Below are 22,109 nucleotides of genomic sequence, written 5' to 3' on the forward strand. Positions count from 1 at the left end.
AAACTTCCATCTAAGATACGCCCTTCATCCGGGATATCATCCATTGTGTCAGTTGCGGTGTGGCTGCATCCAGCATCACCTGTTCTATCTCGGCCATATTTTCGAGCGCCTGGTAATGACGTGAAGCGGTTAGTTCACGCTTAGGCGGGTTGTCCACAAACGCAATTTTGCCGTTATCACGGGTAATGAAGGATAACTCTTCGAATACATCCAACATCATCGTAATCATGCGCGGCGAACAACCACACTGACGACTAAGTACAGGAGTAATCTCTTGTTCCTCCACGGGTTCAGCTTTCCATTTCAACACCTGCATATAAATACGCTTAAAGAGGTCTCTGGAAGGCATCTGAAGGCGATCTCGGCGGTTGCCTGATCCGTGCAGAAGGATGATATTCTCAGCTCCACTGAACAAAGCCAGCATGGCATCAAGTTGTTCCGGGGTTTCCGGCGTATCAAACACAAATAACGTCCGGACTTGTTCCTGTCCATAATGCTGTGCAGCAGCATTACACGGAAATAACCCGACCTTTCTATCATATACCCAAAGGCAAGGTTCATACAATGAATTTCCCTCGGGAACATCTGTTTCTTTCCGAACTATAGCACCAACAGAACCTGATTTATATCTTAGATGCACCTCAAGGGAGCTCAAGAAATGCTTCATTGCATTCAATGGCTCGGCATGACCGCGCATATCAAACACTTGGACCTGAGGAACATGAATGTCCTGGAGCATAAGTTGCGGCTTTCTCATCCCATTCCATTCATTGATGGACAACTCACCCATCACATCAATAACGGAACCCGGGAGAAGGAACTCCGCTAACGCTCCCTTGCCAAAAGCAACGGTTTCCAGTTGCTGGCCATCTTGCTCCAGAACCAGTTTCAGATGGCGTTTCTCTCGTCCCATCGTTCTGGTTTCCTTCACAGTCACACTTCTCAATACAAACCGTGGCGAAGGATTGCTCATCCCAAAAGGCTGCAATCTGTCGATCTCCTGAATCACTTTCAGTGGAACATCACTGATTCTGCATTCATCATCCGCAAGACGCTGAGGTACAAAGTCCTCTTCGGTCAACACAGATGCAGCAAACTCATTCAAACCAGCCTCAAGTTCTTCCAGCTGATCCCGATGCAGGGTCATACCTGCTGCAGCAGGATGTCCCCCGTAATGATCCATGGTGTGTTTATTGACTGTCAGCGCCTCATAGATATCCAAGCCCTCAATCGAACGCGCAGAGCCCTTGCAAACACCGCTCTCTGTATCGATCCCAAGGATAAGTGTAGGTCGGTAATAACGCTCCAGCAATTTGGAAGCCACAATACCAACCACTCCGACGTTCCAGCCCTCCCCGGCCAATACGATTACATCTGGGACGGATCCTGAACGAAGCTGTATCTTTTGTTCCAACTGTGCCGTTGCTTCTTGTAATATACCTTCTACGACTTGCTGCCGCTCCCGATTCAATAGATCAAGCTGGCCTGCAAGCGTATGAGCTTCATCCAGATTCTCGGTGGTGAGAAGCGATACCGCTCTCCCGGCATGATCCAAACGTCCACTGGCATTAATACGAGGAGCCATGGCAAAGGCAATATTAATCGAAGTCACCTGACTCTGATCCACACCACTGATTTCCAGCAATGCACTTACACCGGGAAGACGTGAACCACGCATCGATTCTATTCCATAACTGACGATAACCCGGTTCTCCCCTTCCAAAGGCATCAGATCGGCAACGGTACCGATGGCGGCAATCTCCATCCATTCACCCGGCACTTCCCCGATTAATGCCTGAGCGAGCTTCAAGGCTACTCCCGCTCCGGCCAAACCTTTAAAAGGATACGGGCATCCCGGAAGTTTCGGATTAATGAGTGTAAAGGCTTCGGGCAAAATTTCAGGCGGCTCGTGATGATCTGTCACAATGACTTCGATGCCCAGCGTTGCCGCATAGGCGATCTGGTCAACAGCACTGATTCCGGTGTCCACAGTAATAATTAATGAAACGCCTTGTTGATGCGCCCAATCCAACGCATGGTTGTGCAATCCATACCCTTCATTCGAGCGATGAGGGATATATATATCGTATGAAGCCCCAAGATGACGCATCAAATGGATCATGAGTGATGTGCTGGATACGCCATCAGCGTCATAATCCCCGTAGATCAAAATATGTTCTTCCCGCTCCAATGCCAGCTTGATTCGTGGCACAGCTTCATTCATGCCGAGTAGCAGATAGGGATCATGCATCTGATTCAGGTCAGGATGCAAAAAACGTTCAGCCTCCTTCTCATTGTGCACTCCTCGACTCACCAGCAAACGTCCAACAAGAGGTGAAACGGAAAGCGCCTGCGAGAGTCCCGCAGCCGCCTCCAAATCGATATTCGGTGTATTCCACCGGTATTGCGAATAAAGCAATGATAACGCTCCTTTCCTGATCTACTGGACCCGCGCTTCACTACTGAATTAATGTCGCTTCGTGATCGGGCAGTTCATGATTGGATTTATAGGGATAGCCTGGATCATAAGGTATCGCTTGAATCTGTACTTCTTTCACATGACTAAAACGGGTTAGCAGTAGTGTCTTGGCCCGATTTGCAATCTCCTGTGCTTCCAGTATCGAGATCCTGGGATTCACACTAATGACCAGCTCAATCGTAACATCATGTTCCTGTTCACGTGCAACCAAATGCTCAATGGTAATGATGCCATGTACTCGCTGTACGGTCTCTTTGAAATCTGACGCTTCTTCCTGCTCCAGTTCCTGAACAAGTGAACCATAGACTGTGTCCACAATCATTCGGTAACCCTTATGAAGCACAAAACAGGAAGCAATGAATGCAGCCGTGGGGTCCAGGTAGAGCAGCATGCTCAAGCCCGTCTCTTCACCAGCCATCGATCCTATAATTCCGATTAACACGGTCAGCGAGCAATAGAGTGCACGGCGATGTTGCTGTGCATAGGATAGCGCCTGAGACTGATTTCGTTTACGGAAATATCTATACTGAAATTGAAAAATCGCTTCTTTCACAGCCAGGGCTGCAACAGCTACCAAAAGCACCGACTTGCCGGGGGATTCCGGTTCACTTCCGGATAGACTGCCCAAGGCGGAGATGGCAAGCTGTAATCCACCCATGAGGATTAGGACAGATAATAGTACGGAGATTCCGGGTCTAGCAACACGTGAATGTTCTTTAAACCGTTCCCTGCGAGCCTTGCTCTTATCGCGTACAGACTTGGAGGGAAAGAGACCAGCCAGGGCAGAACCAGCTTCAGAAGCAGAATACAAGCCGTCAGCGAGCAATGATTTGCTGTTTGCCATATAGCCGACTCCCGCCTTGATCACCGCAAGTCCCATATTACCAGCAATACCGCTCCATATGGCAGCCTGAGCAGATGGGATATGTTCTCTGGTCATGAATATTCCCCCTTAATTCTGTACATAAAGTTGCAAAACCGCGCCTGGCAGACGCGGCTCACATTAAGATGTTTAGTTAGATTCTTTAGCTACTGTTTTTGGCTTGTTAACTTGTTTACTTTTGAGCGTGAACCATAATGGAGCTGCGATATAGATTGAAGAATAGGCACCAAAGAATGTTCCGATCACCATCGCCAGAGAGAACATACGAATAGACTCTCCGCCAAAAATAAACAAACAGAGTGAAGCAACAAATACAGTGAATGTTGTATTTAGCGAGCGTGTCATCGTTTGGGCTAAACTCCGGTTGACCACTTCACGCAGATCAGCTTTCGTTGATTTTTTGGCGAAGCGCAGATTCTCCCGAATCCGGTCAAAGATAACGATGGTATCGTTGATCGAGAATCCAACAATGGTTAGTACCGCCGTAATAAAGGTCAGATTCACTTCAAGACGGAATATAGAAAATACACTTATAACTACGAAAGCATCATGGAATATGGAAACAACCGCTGCCAAAGCGAATCGCCATTCGAACCGGATCGCAACATAGATCATGATCCCGATACTCGCAACCAGTACCGCATAGATCGCATTACGCTCAAGCTCTTTGGCCATCTCTGGATCAACGGTATTCACTTCATAGGAAGCCGTCTCATCCAGTTTGCTAAATTCTTGCTTGAATTTGCTTTCTTGGTTTTCATCCAGTACGTTCGAGAATCGAACATTAACCCGATCAGATCCAGTCGTAATCTGAACTTCCTTTGTGTCAACACCCAGTTCATTCACGATTGGATTGATTTGTTCAGCTGTGATGGCTTTCGATACGCTGATATCCACATTTGATCCTGAACGGAAATCAACGGCGTAGTTCAATCCAAGTGAGAGCAAACTGATGATCCCTACTACAGTCAAAATGATCGAGAATGTATAGGCAATTTTACTTCCTTTAATATAATCAAAATTCCAATTAAAGCGCACGAATTTCACTCTCCTTCACTCCGAAGTACTTAGGCTTCTTCAACACGTTACCCCGTACAAGCAGGGTCAACAGGAAGCGGGAGAAGAAAATATTCGTGATAATACTGGTGACAATATCAAAAATCAGCACGAGTGCAAAACCTTTAACCGCACCTGTTCCCAAGAAGAACATAACAGCCGCAGCAATAATGGTTGTGATGTTGGAGTCAATGATTGTTCGGAAGGAATGTTTACCACCTGCTTTAACCGAAGACAAGATCGACTTACCACTGCGCATCTCTTCTTTAATCCGTTCGTACGTGATGATATTGGCATCCACCGCCATCCCTATACCCAGGATAAACGCCGCAATACCTGGAAGGGTAAGCACGAATTCCCCTAAATAGAAGATGGCAAGTACCAGCCACGTATGTGTAATCAAGGCAAAACTCGCGATAATACCAGGAATGCGATATAGCCCAATCATGAACACTAGAATAATAACGGAACCAATCAATCCCGCTTTAATGGTCTGATCCAGAGAAAGCTTACCAAGTGTTGCACCAACACTTTGTGAATACTTCTCTGTAAGTTTCAGTGGCAATGCACCTAGGTTAATGGTGTCACGAAGCTGGTTTGCTTCGTCACGTGTGTAAGCACCCGAAATCTGAGCCGAGCCATCTGTCAACTGTTGTCTAACGGTTGGAGCAGAGAGTAGCTCATCGTCCAAATAAATGGCAAGAGGTTGTCCGATCAAACGTTTGGTAATCTCGGAAAATTTAGCTTTGTCTTTCACTTGAATGTCAATCATAGGCTCATTCAATTGAGTGAACACAACTTTGGCTGCATTCTCGACAAATTCATTTCCGCGTAGCTCAATTTTGGTGTATTCGCCTTCCTTGTCGTTCTCAGCTTTACTACGGAAGGTCAAAACAGCCGGTTCTTTCATTTTGGCTCTAACTTCTGCCTCGTCCGTAACCCCTGCCAACTTCAATCGAATCCGGTTGCTTCCTTCAGTGGTTACCTCCGGTTCGCTTGTTCCGAGCGCATTGGCGCGGCTTTCAAGGCTTTTGGCCGTTTGCACCAAAGATGCTTTGGTGACTTGTTGACCTGCTTCGAGCGGCTCTGCTTCATATAAGATCTCGTAGCCTCCCTTTAAATCAAGGCCCAAGCGTATATTTTTGAGCAGTTCCGGGCTTGTTCCCACCATTACCCCTGTGGTGACAAGCACGACCAGAATGAAACTGATAATTCTTTTCATGCCGTTCCTAGATCCCCTTTCGTTCTCAATATTCCTATTATAGCGATGCCGTAAAAAGCAGTCAATTTTCAACAAAAAAGATCCCTTTCGTCTAGAAAGAGGACCCCCGGTATGCAGACACGGTCATAAAGTTCATAAAGCTTGTTGCTTTCAGCGACAAAATGTCGTTCACCAGCTGGTGAAGCGGTGGAATGCCCTGTTTTTCATATTTATGACTGACGCAATTCCAGACATCTTTGCTGGTGACATATTCGTAACCGACAAGCCTTAATTCCTCCGCCTTGCTACGGCAGAGCATCTCTATTGACTGTTCCAACTCCACATCATTCATTTCTTCCAACGGGGAGCCTCCCTTCGTACATCCAAGCCTTTATGCGGCATCAATATTACATCATTCGACTTCGCCCGATCATATTCCTTCTTGCTGATTATGGTTCTTTTTGTTAATCGTGTCCAAGTTGTCATGAGAAGATAAAGGACTGGCATAGGATGAAGAACAACGGCTTTGTCCCGTTTATGTTGATAGCCTGTACTTTCAACCGGGAAAGAGGGGTAGTCTTGAAGAAACAGACATTTATCCAGGGGGCCATGATCCTGCTCGCGGCAGGCATAATTAATCGAATACTTGGTTTCATTCCGCGCATAGCGCTGCCACGAGTCATTGGTGCAGAAGGTGTTGGCATCTACCAATTGAGCTATCCCTTTTTTATCGTACTGGTGACATTAATTACGGGTGGTATTCCGCTTGCCGTAGCCAAGCTCGTAGCCGAAGCTGATACCGGTGCCAATCGTTATTCCCCCCAGCGAATTCTGCAAGTAAGCTTAAGCTTTACGTTGACCCTGGGTGTTGTATTCATGTTTTTGTGCATCTTATTTGCACCCTGGGTTACCAAGTACGTGCTCACAGATGAGCGGGTGTACCATACGTTCGTTAGTATGAGCCCCATGATTGCCATTATCGCCGTATCTGCTGTCTACAGAGGGTATTTCCAAGGTAAGCAAAACATGATGCCTACTGCCATTTCATCCATTGTTGAAACCATCATTCGTATCGTTTGTGTCATTTGGTTTGCCTGGCTTCTCCTCCCCCACGGTATTGCCCAAGCTGCTGCTGGTGCCATGCTGGGCGCACTCGTTGGGGAATTTGGCGGTATGCTTGTACTCTTGTGGAAGTATAACAGGCAGAAGAAAGAGTTACCGCTCGCTAAGCAACAGAACATGTCCAATCTCACAACCAAACCTGCAGCCAAGCCTTTAAATCCAATGCCTTCAGTTCTGAAAGAGACGGGTACTCCACAGCCCGGATTAATCCGGCGTTTGCTTGCAATCTCTATTCCTGTTACAGCAGGCCGATTGGTTGGCTCCTTATCCTATCTGGCCGAAACTATTGTTACTGCCCAGAGTCTGGCTCTGGCAGGCATATCCAAAGGGCTCGCCACAGCACAATATGGTGCATTACAAGGTATGATTATTCCTCTGCTGTTGCTGCCGGGGGCACTAACCTCATCGCTCGCGACATCACTTGTGCCTTCACTGTCTGAAGCTTCTGCTCAAGGAGATCGGGCACTGATTCACAAAAGAATGCATCAGGCATTACGCTTGGCACTTGTGACAGGTGCTCCGTTTTCTGTGTTTATGTATGTGCTTGCCGAACCGATGTGTCTTGTTCTGTATAATGATGCATCGATCGGAAGCATGCTGAAGCTAATGGCTCCTTTTGCTTTGTTCATTTATATTCAAGCTCCTCTTCAAGCTGCCTTGCAAGCCCTCGACCGTCCGGGTAAAGCATTGCTAAATACGTTTATCGGTGCTGTTATCAAAATCACGTTGATTTTAACGCTTGCTTCCCGGCCTGAATATGGCATCTTCGGTGCAGTTATCGCCATCTGTGTAAATTCTACGGTAGTTACCCTGTTACATGCCCAAAGCGTACGTAGCCTGCTACAGTTCCGCTTCAAAATTATGGATTGGGTCAAGACGGGGGCAGGAATGTTTATCATGGGAGCAGCAACCCTGCTGGTATACGAAGAAACGGTCATGATATTGCCTTTTTGGGTCCGAATGCTTCTCGCTCCTTTTGTCGGACTAATTGTGTATTTCATCGTTATGGGCTGGACCAAAATGATTGACTTTCATGATCTGTCCCGTGCTCCTTTTATAGGTTCATGGTTCAAACGTAGGTCAGGCAAATGATAATTATTTTTTATCATCTTTTGGACTTACATACACTTTGCCATTGTGGTCGATGGAGCATATAAATACATCTTTGAAATCGAGAATTCCATTATGCTGAATCTGATTTTTCAGCCAAAATCTCGTTTTCTGGATGAGTTCCAGATTCTGATCCTGAACTTTACCGTCCATAATCAGAGGCAATGGCAGACCTTCATATTTGATATTTGGAAATCCGTCGATTTGATTTTTCCCTGCTTTGGATTTACTGGAGGAAGACCCTTGTGAGTCAGAGTCCGAAAAGCTGCTGCCATTAGAAGCATTCTGATCTTTTGGAAAAACGGTCAGCTTACCTGTGGTCTCCAATATTGCGAAATCAACCTCACCAATACTGTCTACATTTTGTTCTCGGAGTTGTTGTAATAGATCATCCAAATTATATCGTTGCTTGCGCATCTCATCCCGATGAAGAATGCCTTTGGAAATCAATACGGTAGGTTTGCCATCAATCATTAAGCGAAGTCTGCGACTTTTAAGACCCACATAGGCCATCCCAATCTGAACTATGATGAGAGTCAGCATGGGCACAATGCCATGATACAGGGGTTTATCTATATCTGCAATGACAAAGGCAGCCATCTCTGCGAGCATAATGGACACGACAAGATCAAACATGGATAGCTTACCAATCTCACGTTTACCCATAACCCTTATTGCACAGTACACCAGAAAGTACATGAGAATGGTTCGAAAGATATGTGATCCGACATCTGGGAAGTTCACAACAGGGGTCCTCCTTCGAAACTGAGTTTGTAACAGTTAGTTGTAGTGCAATCCCTATTTTGACCTGAAGCCTCCATGCTCATGCAGAAATAATCCGTTCATTTAATGGAAAACAGTTCATAAGTCCGAAGGCTTGACCATACACTGTATTAACTTATAACTTGTACAAGGGGGTTGCTTCATGCAATTGATCCGCCGCTTGGTTTCGTTTCGAGTGTCCAATCCGATTCTGTCAGGCCTCTGTCAGGCTTTTGTATGGATGTTTATCGGGGCATTAATTCTCTCCTTGTTTCTCTGGATGAGCGGAATGCGGGAACAGGACCTCTCGTTGTATACCTATGTTGTTCATGGCTTGTCATTATTGGTCGGTGGTTTTGTCGCAGGCAAACGCTCTGGTGAAAAAGGATGGTACTACGGAGGAATTACCGGAATCGTATATGGGCTCCTTGTGCTGTTGATTGGATTTCTCGCGCTGGATGCTTCATTTAATTGGAAGGATAGTTTACAACTGCTTAGCGCTTTCTTCATTTCGGCTCTCGGTGGCATGTTCGGTGTTAATACGCATCGTTAATAGCTGACTGGTAAAGAACGTCGACCTTCCCTCATAAAACAAAAAAGAGAACCGGGTCTCCAGGGAGATCCGGTTCTCTGCTAGGGAATACGCCACAAACGCACCCTCGTTATTCTATGTTACAGTAACTATTCAATAGCCGTATCACGAGCTACAGCCGTGCTGATTGCATTACGGTCAAATGTAAGCTTAGTTACATCGTTTACGCGCAATACCACCACATCGTCCGTAATCTCAGCGATCGTACCGTGAAGGCCACCAATCGTTACAATTTTATCGCCCTTTTTCAATTGGCTCAGCATCGAATTCCGTTGCTTTTGCTTTTTGTTCTGTGGACGAATCATCAAGAAGTAGAAGATCGCAACCATGAGTACCAAAGGTACAATCAAAGATACAATTCCCCCGCCTGCATTGGCAGTTGTTGCTGTTAATCCTTGGAACATTCAAACTCCCCCTTATCGACTATACATACAGTTACTGCTAGTTACATCAGTTCCGCAAAAACCTCAATCAGAAACCTTTGTCATTGTCATGAAGACCATATTGATCGAAAAATTCATCCCGGAAATCAAGCAAACGATCTTCCATAATGGCTTTACGTACATTACGCATCAAATTCTGCAAGAAATGAAGATTATGGATCGTTGTCAAACGCAGGCCAAATGTTTCATCTGCTTTGATCAAATGACGCAGATAAGCTCTGGAGTAGTTGCGACAAGTGTAGCAATCACATTCAGGATCTAATGGCCCAAAATCAGTTGCAAACTTGGCATTGCGAACTACCAGACGTCCTTGACTGGTCATCGTTGTTCCGTTACGGGCAATCCGGGTAGGCAGAACACAATCAAACATGTCCACTCCACGAATAGATCCCTCAATCAACGCATCGGGCGAACCTACCCCCATCAAATAACGTGGTTTATTGGACGGCAACAAAGGTAACGTATAATCCAATACACCATACATCAAATGTTTCGGTTCTCCAACACTCAGTCCACCAATAGCATACCCCGGGAAATCCATGGAAGTCAAATCTGCGGCGCTCTGACGGCGAAGATCTTCATGCATGCCTCCCTGTACAATGGCAAACAGACCTTGGTCATGCGGACGAGCGTGACTTTCGAGACAACGTTCTGCCCAGCGGCTCGTTCTTTCGAGTGACTTTTTGACATATTCATATTCAGCTGGATACGGTGGGCATTCATCAAACGCCATCATAATATCGGATCCAAGTGCATTCTGGATTTCCATGGCCACTTCAGGAGAAAGAAACTTCTTGTCTCCATTCAAGTGGGAGCGGAAGTTAACGCCCTCTTCCGTAATCTTGCGCATCTCGCTGAGAGAAAAGACTTGGAATCCGCCGCTGTCCGTCAGAATTGGACGATCCCAGTTCATGAACTTGTGCAATCCGCCAGCTTCACGAATGATTTCATGTCCTGGTCTCAGAAACAGGTGATACGTATTGCTCAAAATAATCTGAGCATCCATTTCTTTCAACTCTTCAGGGCTCATTGTTTTTACAGTCGCCTGTGTACCTACAGGCATAAAGGTTGGTGTCTCAATAATACCGTGAGGTGTATGTACACGTCCCAGACGTGCACCGGATTGTTTACAAGTTTTGATATGTTCATACGTAATTGCTGCCATTGGTTTTAATCATCCTCTAAAAGTTAATCGTTATTCCGTTATATCAATATATCAACATGGCATCACCGAAGCTGAAGAACCGGTATTGCTCTTGGATGGCTTCCTCATATGCCTGCATAATATGTTCCCTGCCTGCAAGTGCACTAACCAACATAACCAACGTCGATTTCGGGAGATGAAAATTCGTAAGCATCCCATCAATCACTTTGAAGGAATAACCTGGATAGATGAAAATGCTGGTCCATCCGCTGCTCGCTTGCAGTAATCCATTCTCGAATTTGCTGCCCACCGTTTCCAACGTCCGGCAGCTCGTTGTCCCAACTGCAAAAACGCGGCGTCCATTCTCTTTGGTCTGGTTGATCAGATCTGCCGTTTCTTGTGACAAGGAGTAATACTCCTCATGCATGACATGATCTTCTACGACGTCTACTGACATCGGTCTGAACGTCCCCAGTCCTACGTGAAGCGTGATGAAAGCGACATTCACACCCTTGGCACGGATCTGGTCCAGCAATTCATCCGTAAAATGTAATCCCGCTGTGGGTGCAGCCGCCGATCCTTCATGCTTGGCATACACGGTCTGATACCGTTCGCGGTCATCCAATGTCTCTTTAATATAAGGTGGCAACGGCATCTCACCCAGACGGTCCAGAATCTCCTGGAAGATTCCATCATACGTAAACGTAAGTGTACGTGCCCCCATCTCGCCCTCTTCTTCAATGGTTGCCTTCAGTTCATTGCCAAATACGATCACCGAACCGGCTTTCAGCTTTTTACCCGGCTTAACCAGTGCTTCCCACTTGTCGCCTTCCACATTTTTAAGCAATAACACTTCCGCTTTTGCTCCGGTATCTTCTTTTGTACCGAACAGACGGGCTGGAAGAACACGTGTATCATTCAGAATCAACGTATCGCCAGACTCCAGAAAATCGATAATATCAGGAAACGTTTGATGATTAATCTCACCACTATCTTTGTTCAAGGTGAGCAACCGGGATGCCGTGCGATCAAGCAACGGCGTCTGTGCTATCAATTGCTCTGGTAATTCAAAATCATATAAGTTCACATTCATTTTAGTTTCATTCCTTAACAATAGTCGCATTTTGATAATAGTGTTTCAATATTGCCTGGTAATCATACCCTTCATCTGCCATGCCTTTGGCTCCCCATTGGGACAAGCCCAATCCGTGACCATTGCCCTGACCGATGAACATGTAAGTCTGACCCTGCGTTACTGCCCTCGCTTGACCATCACCACTCATAACTACAAGTGCACTACCGGATGACGTTCCTGTGCCAGAAGAAGACAAAACAGAGGCACCATTTGAGCCGGTTTTACTGGCTGTTTTGCCGTCAGCGCCTAATACAGTATAACTTCCGGTCCCTGCAATATCAAATAGAGTGCTCGGTAATCCACCCAGCGCAGAGCGGTAGGTATCGGCATATTTCACCGTCATAGCCTGTCCGTTGGCAGTGACCTCAAGTGCTCTTCCGGAAGGTCCACGCTTAGTCACTTCCAAGGTTGAGATTGAAGCAGGAACAGACGCTGTTGTTTTACCCTGAAGGGATTTAACCAACTGGGCAGACGTGAAAGGTCCTCTCACCCAAGCATAATCGTTGGATTGAGCCACTTTTGCCAACACAACAGCTTCGTTGCCTGGATTCATTTTGGCTACAGGTTCCACGGTGGATTGAATTAACGGAATGGGACGTACATTGGTATTCTGAGCCGTTACCGTCACTTTGGCCAGTCCCGCATTGGTCTTGATCGTTAATTCTTTGATGTTATCCTCACGAATGTACCCGCTAACGCCTGAACTGAGCAGCACATGGTACCACGTATGTAATCCTGCCTGGGCAGATGTATCCCCCGAGCTAACTACATTGGTGAACACACCTGCTCCACCGTTCCACACCTCAGAAGGATGAGCTGTTTGGCCGCCCGCATTGGAGGAGAACACAGCTTCGATGATTTTGCTACCGCTTTTGACCACTTCTCCAGCAGTTGCATCCACTGCACTGGTTACTTTATCATTCTCCGAACCAATCCCGTTATAGGCTTGGCTGAGCGTTGTATCCACAACATTTGCAATTTTGAAACGATCGCCTTGTTGAAGCGCGTATGACCGAGCAGCTACAGCTTGAACTTTCAGAGCTTCCGCAGGCCAGGAGGAATACACCTCTGCACCTACGACAGAGTACAGGTATTGTTCCAGTGGAACAACGTTGACCAACGCCAGATCACCGCTAACGATGCTGATTTCCATATCTCCACGATACGTTCGCTGGGAACGCTCCACTACTTTGATACCATTCCCATTCCCTTGTACCAATGCTTTGGATTCAGTACCTACAATGGTGTAATGCGGAGCTGTTTTGAGTGCATCTGTACTTAATCCTGCGTCCTGGCGGATGATGAGCCCAGCACTATTGTTGACAGGTGAAAGGCTTACCCCCGGAGCTTTGGCTTCCACACTGTTCTTCAATGCGGTTAATTCCGCATCCGTTGAAGCTTCACCCACCCATACCGAATATGCTTGACTTCCCCCATTTAATTGAAGGACTGGATAAGCACTAACTCCCGTTGCTAAAAGACTGGCTTGTGCTGCCTCTGCTTCCTGAATCGAACCATATGTTCCAACAGACAGGCGTTTACTTCCCGTTACAGCTGGCTTTTGACCAGCCAATTGAGCTGCTGCTACCTTCTGTACTCGTGTAACAGCTTGTCCAGCCAGTGCCTCCGTTGCATAGTTGCCAGTGTACAGCTGGTAGATGGCACTTCCATTCAAAGAGGTAGTAAACAGCAACGGCTTATCCGCGGTTGCCTGCAACGATTTTGCTGCTGCAGATGCTGCCTTGAAATCCGATGTTTCCAACACTTTCACTCTGAATCCATCTGCACTGAAACGGACTTGCCCTGCAGGAAGGCTTACATTTGCGCCACTCTCCGATCGGATGCTCCATTGTCCCGTCGATTCAAGCGTAATAAGTGGTGTAGTTGATTTATACGTACTGCCCAGATTCGCAAACATGGCTACCCGGATCGTCTGTCCATCATTTCCTGCTGCATATGCAGGCACTTGCAGACAACTCACTGTCAAAAAAGCTGCCGCCAGTACCTTCAATCGACGACTCCACTTCTTCGTTAGTATTGCTTTTCCCACATTCAGTCTCCTCTCCATGCATTTCCTTCACTTTATATCAGATTAAGATGCGTAATATTTCAATGTTTATGGTGAACCTTTAATTGGTAAACGTTCAAATGTGGACTTTCACTAGGCTCGATCATTTCCCGTCCCTTGGTGGAATAGGCAGACCCAAATGATGATAGGCAAGATCTGTTACGATCCTCCCCCTTGGTGTACGCTGAATCATACCAATTTGAAGCAGATACGGTTCATAGACATCCTCGATCGTCTGGCTTTCTTCACCGATTGTAGCAGCAATGGTATCCAAACCTACCGGGCCTCCCCGGAAGCTGTTGATCATCGATTTGAGCATCTTATGATCAATCTCATCCAAGCCACGCGGATCAATCTGGAGCCGTTGCAATGCTTCTTCAGCCAATGTCTGCGTAATAATTCCGTCACCACGCACCTGTGCAAAGTCGCGTACTCGTTTTAGCAAACGGTTCGCAATCCTCGGTGTCCCACGCGAGCGCAATGCAATCTCTTCGGCAGCATCTCCCACAATCTCCACACCCAAAATCTCGGTAGAGCGTGAGACGATATAAGCCAGCTCATCAACCGTATAGAATTCCAAGCGACTGATAACACCAAACCGGTCTCGAAGTGGCGCAGACAGCAAGCCAGCGCGTGTTGTAGCCCCAATCAGAGTGAATGGCGGCAGATCCAGCCGAACGGACCGAGCACTTGGACCTTTACCAATCATTATATCCAATGCCGAATCTTCCATGGCGGGGTACATGACTTCTTCAACCGTACGATGCAAACGATGAATCTCGTCAATAAACAACACATCGCCTTCCTGCAGATTGGTTAACAATGCTGCAAGATCACCCGGGCGTTCAATGGCCGGGCCTGACGTAGTTCGTAAATTAACGCCCAATTCATTCGCAATAATATTGGCAAGTGTTGTTTTACCCAGTCCAGGTGGGCCATATAACAAAACGTGATCCAATGCCTCATTACGGAATTTGGCAGCTTCAATATATATTTTTAAATTTTCCTTCACCTGATTCTGTCCGATATATTCATTCAGATACCGGGGACGAAGACTCAACTCAACATTCTGGTCCTCCATCATCAGGTTCGCGGATATAATCCGATCATCCATGTTCATCCCTACCTTTTTTTGCAGGCTACAGCTATATTATAATATGCAAATTGTATTATCCCGTAAACAGCATTTGCAGCGCCTTTTTCATCAACACATCAACAGAATCCGCTGTAGTAACATCCTTTTTCAATTTGAGCCATGCTTTATCAAGCTCACTGTCAGTATACCCAAGTGCCTTGAGACCTTCACGTGCCTCATCCCAGGCTGAACCACTTCCCGACTCTTCCGATGGAGGAGCGAACAAACCTGTGGCATACGTTGCCGCGCCAAAACTATCCAGCTTATCCTTGAGATCCAGAATCATGCGTTGTGCAGTCTTCTTGCCGATGCCTGGCAATTTGGTCAAGAACGTAAGATTCTCCTGGTAAATCGCCGTAACCACATGTTCTGGTGTACCTCCAGCCAGTATACCCAGTGCCACTTTTGGACCGATACCCGATACTTCAATCAGTTTACGGAACAAACGCTGCTCATCCCGTGTCACAAATCCAAACAGCAACATTGCATCCTCACGCACATGATGGTGAGTGTACACAATAATTTCGCCTTCTTGCTTGGCAAACGCAAATGGATTCGGACAGAATACGCGATATCCAACACCCTGTACATCCAGCACAATATAATCATTCTCTACATGAATGAACTGTCCTCTTAGAAAATCAATCATTTTCGCAATACCTCATTCAACTTGGAATTTAATGTATAAGAATGTGCGTGGCACACAGCTACAGCCAATGCATCCGCTACGTCATCCGGTTTAGGAACAACTTGAAGACGCAAGAACATTTTGACCATCTCCTGTACTTGCTTCTTCTCCGCCTTACCGTACCCCACGACGGCCTGCTTGATCTGCATTGGCGTATACTCTGCAATAGGCAAGCCCTTCTGTGCGGCAGCGAGCACCATAACTCCTCTGGCCTGACTGACAGACATCGCTGTTGTAACGTTTCGATTGAAAAAAAGTTTCTCCAGCGCTACTGCGTCCGGTTTGTATTTATCAATCAATTGCACCATACCTTCATATACGTGAAGCAACCGTTCCTCTTCAGGGGTATGAGCCTCCGTCTGAATACATCCATATTGTACGGGTACCACCTTACTGCCGATTTTATCCACAAAACCAAAACCAACAATCGCAATCCCCGGGTCAATTCCCAAAAAACGCAAAACCATCTCTCCCTCACAAAAGCGAACATATGTATCGTTCATTTCATTATAACAAAAGATAGACCCTGCGGCAGGAAAAACTTTGTCTAACCCATTACTCGTCTTTATTCGTGCTTCTTTTCATGTTTATTCGTATTTTCAACTATTTTAGTATAAACGACAAAAAGGACATCTCTTCGATGTCCTTCACCACATTCCACGTATTTTTGGGTCTATCGCTTGGTTTCGTTAACCACCAATGATATTTCTATTACCACCATCGTTTCAGTACTCCACAATCTTAATACAGTAGGTGAGGACGTTTGGATTACCCGCCATTGCGGATTAAATGGTGATCTTCATCCACGGCATAGTCACTGAACGTAGATATTACGCTATCATACTCATCCTTGTCCTGAATACGAATGCCCTGCTGCAATTGCTTCAGTACTCCTTCAGGCAAAGAGCTCTCCAACGTCCCAACATCCAATTGAAAGAAAGTACGTATAACCTTCTCTTCTGCAGGTTTACCCTCGTACAAGTTAAGGTTCCCTACAGCATCTATGCTGATATACGCCTGCTGTTTACAGAGCGGTGAAAGGTCATCTACACGTTGCTTCAGATGCAGCTCATCTGATGTTCCAACGGTAGCATCCCATTCCGGATGTTGAGCCAGCAGCATCTTCAACTGCGGTCTAGCCATCTTCCCTAACTGCTCAGTCTCCACTCCGCAGATGTACTGTGTTTCCAAAACCACACTTGTTAAATGATCCGGATCAGAATCAAGTTGCTCTACTAACGCCTGAATCTCTTGTTCAGATCTTGTTTCCTGCGTAACAGGTCCCAACACACTGGTTGCCTCACTAAAATTAGTTGTTAGCAAACGCTCTATCGCTGATGAAATAGACAACCCGCTGTAAGCCAATATCGTAACTGCAAGCAGAGCTGCCGTCATCCATACTGTCCGTTTCCACCGTCGCCAGCGTCTCTTGAATTGTTTACTGAAGTTAAACGTATTCACATGAACCCCTTCTATCACTTTTTAAACCTATTGTGACCTAAAGAACGAGGCTTTATGCACAACTAACTTGTCGTCTGAAGAAGGAACCCACATGTGTTAGGTTAGAGAACTTGTCATGGTTAATACCTAACCTGCATTTATAGATTCTTATATAGATAAATATAAAAAAACACTATCTACAATTAGATAGTGTTTTTAGAGATCGGGATGACACGATTTGAACATGCGACCCCCTGGTCCCAAACCAGGTGCTCTACCAAGCTGAGCTACATCCCGTTATATATACCGGCGAGAGGACTCGAACCTCCACGGTTTCCCACTCGATTTTGAGTCGAGCGCGTCTGCCATTCCGCCACGCCGGCAAATTTGAAGTTATAATGGCGCGCCCTGAGAGATTCGAACTCCCGGCCTTTTGATTCGTAGTCAAACGCTCTATCCAGCTGAGCTAAGGGCGCAAATATTGGAGCGGAAGACGGGAATCGAACCCGCGACCCTCGCCTTGGCAAGGCGATGCTCTACCGCTGAGCCACTTCCGCATACGGTATTAATATAAAAATGGCGGAACCGACGGGATTCGAACCCGCGATCTCCTGCGTGACAGGCAGGCATGTTAGGCCAACTACACCACGGTTCCATAGTACTTTCTCAAGGAAAGTTAATTGCGGGGGCAGGATTTGAACCTGCGGCCTTCGGGTTATGAGCCCGACGAGCTACCGGGCTGCTCCACCCCGCGTCGTTATTAAAAGTTTTATGGTGGAGGCTGAGGGGATCGAACCCCCGACCCTCTGCTTGTAAGGCAGATGCTCTCCCAGCTGAGCTAAGCCTCCATATTATGACCCGTAGGGGATACTCTCACTTCGTTCGAGACTGCGAAGCAGCTGCTAACGAAGTAATCCTCCGACGAACCTTTGGGATTTTCATCCCTTGTTGAAGCAATAGGTATTGCTATGACCCGTAGGGGATTCGAACCCCTGTTACCTCCGTGAAAGGGAGGTGTCTTAACCCCTTGACCAACGGGCCTTAATGGCTCCCCGAACAGGGCTCGAACCTGTGACAACTCGATTAACAGTCGAGTGCTCTACCAACTGAGCTATCAGGGAATAATATGCATTTGCAGGGCAAATGCAATTCATCGTACAACGTCCACATGCAGAGCCTGTTTTCTATGTATGATGAAAGAATTCGCTTGGCGGCGTCCTACTCTCCCAGGACCCTGCGGTCCAAGTACCATCGGCGCTAGAGGGCTTAACGGTCGTGTTCGGGATGGGTACGTGTGGAACCCCTCCGCCATCGCCACCAAACGCGATTTGTCGAAGCATCGCTTCTTGAAATCAGATATGGAACTGAAAATCATACACACGTTCTGTGATGTACCGATTTTCATCTCAGAGATCATTCTCTGAAAACTAGATTCGAAACGAAACATGCGAATTATCACTTGCTATTGGATAAGCCCTCGACCGATTAGTACTGGTCAGCTCCATGCATTGCTGCACTTCCACCCCCAGCCTATCTACCTCGTCGTCTTCAAGGGGTCTTACATACTGGGAAATCTCATCTTGAGGGGGGCTTCACGCTTAGATGCTTTCAGCGTTTATCCCGTCCGTACATAGCTACCCAGCGGTGCTCCTGGCGGAACAACTGGTACACCAGCGGTACGTCCATCCCGGTCCTCTCGTACTAAGGACAGCTCCTCTCAAATTTCCTACGCCCACGACAGATAGGGACCGAACTGTCTCACGACGTTCTGAACCCAGCTCGCGTACCGCTTTAATGGGCGAACAGCCCAACCCTTGGGACCTACTTCAGCCCCAGGATGCGATGAGCCGACATCGAGGTGCCAAACCTCCCCGTCGATGTGGACTCTTGGGGGAGATAAGCCTGTTATCCCCAGGGTAGCTTTTATCCGTTGAGCGATGGCCCTTCCATGCGGTACCACCGGATCACTAAGCCCGACTTTCGTCCCTGCTCGACTTGTAGGTCTCGCAGTCAAGCTCCCTTATGCCTTTGCACTCTTCGAATGATTTCCAACCATTCTGAGGGAACCTTTGGGCGCCTCCGTTACTCTTTAGGAGGCGACCGCCCCAGTCAAACTGCCCACCTGACACTGTCCCCGCACCGGATTACGGTACCAGGTTAGAACCTAGATACGATCAGGGTGGTATCCCAACGTTGCCTCCACGCAAGCTGGCGCTCACGCTTCAAAGGCTCCCACCTATCCTGTACAGATCGTACCCAAATTCAATATCAAGCTGCAGTAAAGCTCCATGGGGTCTTTCCGTCTTGTCGCGGGTAACCTGCATCTTCACAGGTATTAAAATTTCACCGGATCTCTCGTTGAGACAGCGCCCAAGTCGTTACGCCATTCGTGCGGGTCAGAATTTACCTGACAAGGAATTTCGCTACCTTAGGACCGTTATAGTTACGGCCGCCGTTTACTGGGGCTTCGGTTCACAGCTTCGGGATTGCTCCCTAACCACTCCCCTTAACCTTCCAGCACCGGGCAGGCGTCAGCCCGTATACTTCGCCTTACGGCTTCGCACAGACCTGTGTTTTTGCTAAACAGTCGCTTGGGCCTTTTCACTGCGGCCCCCTCGTGCTATTCACACTACCGGGGCACCCCTTCTCCCGAAGTTACGGGGTCATTTTGCCGAGTTCCTTAACGAGAGTTCTTCCGCGCGCCTTAGAATACTCTTCTCGCCTACCTGTGTCGGTTTGCGGTACGGGCACCTTCACCTGGCTAGAGGCTTTTCTTGGCAGTGTGAGATCATGACCTTCGCTACTACAATTTTCGCTCCCCATCACAGCTCAGCCTTACGATGTGCGGATTTGCCTACACATCAGCCTTACTGCTTAGACGGACATCCATCAGTCCGCGTCACTACCCTACTGCGTCCCCCCATTGCTCATAACGGCTTACGGTGGTACAGGAATTTCGACCTGTTGTCCTTCGACTACGCCTTTCGGCCTCGCCTTAGGTCCCGACTTACCCTGAGCGGACGAGCCTTCCTCAGGAACCCTTAGGCTTTCGGCGGATCAGATTCTCACTGATCTTTTCGTTACTCATACCGGCATTCTCACTTGTATAATGTCCAGCGCTCCTTACGGTACACCTTCAACCCTTATACAACGCTCCCCTACCCCTGGATCGACTTCACTCCAGCTTCGAAGCCCTGTGTTTATCCCCTGGGAAGCATTTGGTCATCCAAGAATAGAATCTCTTGTCAGACAAAAATGTCCTTGTGGACAACACGCCTCAAAGAAGCAGTGAAGTCGATCCAAGCCATAGCTTCGGTGGTGTGTTTAGCCCCGTTACATTTTCGGCGCAGAGTCACTCGACCAGTGAGCTATTACGCACTCTTTCAATGGTGGCTGCTTCTAAGCCAACATCCTGGTTGTCTGTGCAACTCCACATCCTTTCCCACTTAACACACACTTGGGGACCTTAGCTGATGGTCTGGGCTGTTTCCCTTTTGACAATGGATCTTAGCACTCACTGTCTGACTCCCGGAAGTAAGTCTATGGCATTCGGAGTTTGACTGAGCTTGGTAACCCTTGCGGGCCCCGCACCCAATCAGTGCTCTACCTCCACGACTCTGTTTTCCGAGGCTAGCCCTAAAGCTATTTCGGGGAGAACCAGCTATCTCCGAGTTCGATTGGAATTTCTCCGCTACCCCCACCTCATCCCCGCACTTTTCAACGTGCGTGGGTTCGGGCCTCCAGTGCGTGTTACCGCACCTTCACCCTGGACAGGGGTAGATCACCCGGTTTCGGGTCTACGTCCACGTACTCATTCGCCCTATTCAGACTCGCTTTCGCTGCGGCTCCGGCTCTTCACCTTAACCTTGCACGGGAACGTAACTCGCCGGTTCATTCTACAAAAGGCACGCCATCACCCCTAAAACGGGCTCTGACTTTTTGTAAGCACACGGTTTCAGGTTCTATTTCACTCCCCTTCCGGGGTGCTTTTCACCTTTCCCTCACGGTACTGCTTCACTATCGGTCGCTAGGAAGTATTTAGCCTTGGCAGATGGTCCTGCCGGATTCATACGGGGTTTCACGTGCCCCGCACTACTCGGGATCCGTCTCGGAGGGAACAGACTTTCAACTACAGGGCTTTTACCTTCTTTGGCGGGCCTTTCCAGACCTCTTCGCTTAACCGGTTCCTTTGTAACTCCATGTGAGACGTCCCACAACCCCAGAGAGCAAGCTCTCTGGTTTGGGCTTCTCCGCGTTCGCTCGCCGCTACTGACGGAATCACTATTGTTTTCTCTTCCTCAGGGTACTTAGATGTTTCAGTTCCCCTGGTATGCCTCACACTAACCTATGTATTCAGTTAGGTGTAACTGGAAATTACCCCAGCTGGGTTTCCCCATTCGGACACCCCCGGATCAAAGCTTGCTTACAGCTCCCCGAGGCAGTTTCGTTGTTCGCCACGTCCTTCATCGGCTCCTAGCGCCTAGGCATCCTCCGTGTGCTCTTAGTAGCTTAACCAAATTGCTCCGGTTTCGACCGCTCGCTTCCCTTGTTTTGGACTGCGTCCAAAGCCAAAAGTCGCTCCCACCCGATACCATCGCAACAGCAATTTAACTACCGTTTTTATTGAAACTTGTTTTAACACAAGTTCAGCTAAAAAGGAATGTTCTAATTCGCATTTGTTTCGTTTCGATATCTAGTTTTCAAAGAACAAGCTCCATGCAAAAGCAAGCTGTTTGAGAGTTTGAGCTCTCAAAACTGAGCAACGAGTGAGTTGAAAGCTTTACGAAGTAAAGCTCGCTTCGGAAGCATGCTTCCTGAAGACTTTTTGAATGTTTCCGCTACGGGAAACGA

16 protein-coding genes, 9 tRNA genes and 2 rRNA genes are annotated in these 22,109 nt (G+C 47.4%); 2 read left to right on the forward strand and 25 right to left on the reverse strand.

Going from position 1 to position 22,109, the window contains the following annotated elements:
• Window positions 1-10: 10 nt before the first annotated feature.
• From recJ to ABTV53_RS21900, 5 genes are all read right to left on the reverse strand, one after another.
• Entirely contained in the window at window positions 11-2,419 is a 2,409-nt protein-coding gene (gene recJ, locus ABTV53_RS21880; protein WP_433746444.1) for a single-stranded-DNA-specific exonuclease RecJ, read from the reverse strand.
• Window positions 2,420-2,459: 40 nt separating this feature from the next.
• Window positions 2,460-3,419 (reverse strand): cation diffusion facilitator family transporter, encoded by a 960-nt coding sequence (locus ABTV53_RS21885; RefSeq protein ID WP_433746447.1) that lies wholly within the window; start codon window positions 3,417-3,419, stop codon window positions 2,460-2,462.
• A gap of 72 nt (window positions 3,420-3,491) precedes the next feature.
• Complete coding sequence (secF, locus tag ABTV53_RS21890; RefSeq protein ID WP_433746450.1) at window positions 3,492-4,400, reverse strand: protein translocase subunit SecF; 909 nt, start codon at window positions 4,398-4,400, stop codon at window positions 3,492-3,494.
• On the reverse strand, window positions 4,390-5,640 hold the full coding sequence (gene secD / locus ABTV53_RS21895; protein ID WP_051447453.1) for a protein translocase subunit SecD: 1,251 nt from the start codon (window positions 5,638-5,640) through the stop codon (window positions 4,390-4,392). Before secD ends, secF begins: the two co-directional genes overlap by 11 nt.
• Window positions 5,641-5,731: 91 nt before the next feature.
• A complete protein-coding gene (locus ABTV53_RS21900) occupies window positions 5,732-5,971 on the reverse strand; it encodes a post-transcriptional regulator (RefSeq protein WP_036617497.1) in 240 nt (79 codons plus the stop codon).
• Between the two features lie 227 nt (window positions 5,972-6,198).
• Between ABTV53_RS21900 and spoVB the strand changes: the two genes are divergently transcribed.
• Window positions 6,199-7,833, forward strand: coding sequence for a stage V sporulation protein B (gene spoVB / locus ABTV53_RS21905; RefSeq protein ID WP_433746452.1), 1,635 nt, complete (start codon window positions 6,199-6,201; stop codon window positions 7,831-7,833).
• A 3-nt stretch (window positions 7,834-7,836) separates the two neighbouring features.
• On the opposite strand, the gene ABTV53_RS21910 is transcribed toward spoVB, so the two are convergent.
• Window positions 7,837-8,550, reverse strand: coding sequence for a YetF domain-containing protein (locus ABTV53_RS21910; RefSeq protein ID WP_433754317.1), 714 nt, complete (start codon window positions 8,548-8,550; stop codon window positions 7,837-7,839).
• Window positions 8,551-8,776: 226 nt separating this feature from the next.
• Here ABTV53_RS21910 and ABTV53_RS21915 point away from each other — a divergent pair, with 226 nt between their 5' ends.
• The gene (locus tag ABTV53_RS21915) at window positions 8,777-9,166 is read left to right on the forward strand and encodes a TIGR04086 family membrane protein (protein WP_433746455.1); all 390 of its coding nucleotides are present in this window, start codon (window positions 8,777-8,779) and stop codon (window positions 9,164-9,166) included.
• A 128-nt stretch (window positions 9,167-9,294) separates the two neighbouring features.
• Here ABTV53_RS21915 and yajC read toward each other — a convergent pair whose 3' ends face one another.
• From yajC to ABTV53_RS22010, 19 genes are all read right to left on the reverse strand, one after another.
• Window positions 9,295-9,609 carry a preprotein translocase subunit YajC gene (yajC, locus tag ABTV53_RS21920; RefSeq protein WP_433746458.1) on the reverse strand — a complete coding sequence of 105 codons (315 nt, stop codon included), beginning with the start codon at window positions 9,607-9,609 and terminating at the stop codon, window positions 9,295-9,297.
• 67 nt (window positions 9,610-9,676) lie between these two features.
• Window positions 9,677-10,813 (reverse strand): tRNA guanosine(34) transglycosylase Tgt, encoded by a 1,137-nt coding sequence (gene tgt, locus ABTV53_RS21925; protein WP_036616872.1) that lies wholly within the window; start codon window positions 10,811-10,813, stop codon window positions 9,677-9,679.
• A 43-nt stretch (window positions 10,814-10,856) separates the two neighbouring features.
• Entirely contained in the window at window positions 10,857-11,885 is a 1,029-nt protein-coding gene (gene queA / locus ABTV53_RS21930; RefSeq protein WP_433746461.1) for a tRNA preQ1(34) S-adenosylmethionine ribosyltransferase-isomerase QueA, read from the reverse strand.
• A 7-nt stretch (window positions 11,886-11,892) separates the two neighbouring features.
• Window positions 11,893-13,995, reverse strand: a complete 2,103-nt coding sequence (locus ABTV53_RS21935) for a SpoIID/LytB domain-containing protein (RefSeq protein WP_433746464.1) — start codon at window positions 13,993-13,995, stop codon at window positions 11,893-11,895.
• 103 nt (window positions 13,996-14,098) lie between these two features.
• Window positions 14,099-15,109, reverse strand: a complete 1,011-nt coding sequence (gene ruvB / locus ABTV53_RS21940) for a Holliday junction branch migration DNA helicase RuvB (protein WP_421891918.1) — start codon at window positions 15,107-15,109, stop codon at window positions 14,099-14,101.
• A 55-nt stretch (window positions 15,110-15,164) separates the two neighbouring features.
• Window positions 15,165-15,779, reverse strand: coding sequence for a Holliday junction branch migration protein RuvA (gene ruvA, locus ABTV53_RS21945; RefSeq protein WP_433746467.1), 615 nt, complete (start codon window positions 15,777-15,779; stop codon window positions 15,165-15,167).
• Window positions 15,776-16,279 (reverse strand): crossover junction endodeoxyribonuclease RuvC, encoded by a 504-nt coding sequence (ruvC, locus tag ABTV53_RS21950; protein ID WP_017686765.1) that lies wholly within the window; start codon window positions 16,277-16,279, stop codon window positions 15,776-15,778. Before ruvC ends, ruvA begins: the two co-directional genes overlap by 4 nt.
• A gap of 307 nt (window positions 16,280-16,586) precedes the next feature.
• On the reverse strand, window positions 16,587-17,279 hold the full coding sequence (locus ABTV53_RS21955; RefSeq protein ID WP_433746470.1) for a BofC C-terminal domain-containing protein: 693 nt from the start codon (window positions 17,277-17,279) through the stop codon (window positions 16,587-16,589).
• A gap of 202 nt (window positions 17,280-17,481) precedes the next feature.
• Window positions 17,482-17,555, reverse strand: a tRNA-Pro gene (locus ABTV53_RS21960).
• Window positions 17,556-17,562: 7 nt separating this feature from the next.
• Window positions 17,563-17,641 (reverse strand) — tRNA-Leu (locus ABTV53_RS21965).
• Window positions 17,642-17,657: 16 nt separating this feature from the next.
• A tRNA-Arg gene (locus ABTV53_RS21970) sits at window positions 17,658-17,734 on the reverse strand.
• A 6-nt stretch (window positions 17,735-17,740) separates the two neighbouring features.
• Window positions 17,741-17,815: transfer RNA gene (locus tag ABTV53_RS21975), tRNA-Gly, on the reverse strand.
• A gap of 20 nt (window positions 17,816-17,835) precedes the next feature.
• Window positions 17,836-17,913: transfer RNA gene (locus ABTV53_RS21980), tRNA-Asp, on the reverse strand.
• Window positions 17,914-17,938: 25 nt separating this feature from the next.
• Window positions 17,939-18,012 (reverse strand) — tRNA-Met (locus ABTV53_RS21985).
• An 18-nt stretch (window positions 18,013-18,030) separates the two neighbouring features.
• Window positions 18,031-18,106: transfer RNA gene (locus tag ABTV53_RS21990), tRNA-Val, on the reverse strand.
• A 121-nt stretch (window positions 18,107-18,227) separates the two neighbouring features.
• A tRNA-Glu gene (locus ABTV53_RS21995) sits at window positions 18,228-18,299 on the reverse strand.
• Between the two features lie 4 nt (window positions 18,300-18,303).
• Window positions 18,304-18,379 (reverse strand) — tRNA-Asn (locus ABTV53_RS22000).
• An 84-nt stretch (window positions 18,380-18,463) separates the two neighbouring features.
• Window positions 18,464-18,580: ribosomal RNA gene (gene rrf, locus ABTV53_RS22005) — 5S ribosomal RNA — on the reverse strand.
• 143 nt (window positions 18,581-18,723) lie between these two features.
• Window positions 18,724-21,773 (reverse strand): 23S ribosomal RNA (locus ABTV53_RS22010).
• Between the last annotated feature and the right edge of the window lie 336 nt (window positions 21,774-22,109).

It is taken from the genome of Paenibacillus amylolyticus (assembly GCF_050990605.1).
GTDB lineage: Bacteria > Bacillota > Bacilli > Paenibacillales > Paenibacillaceae > Paenibacillus > Paenibacillus amylolyticus_H.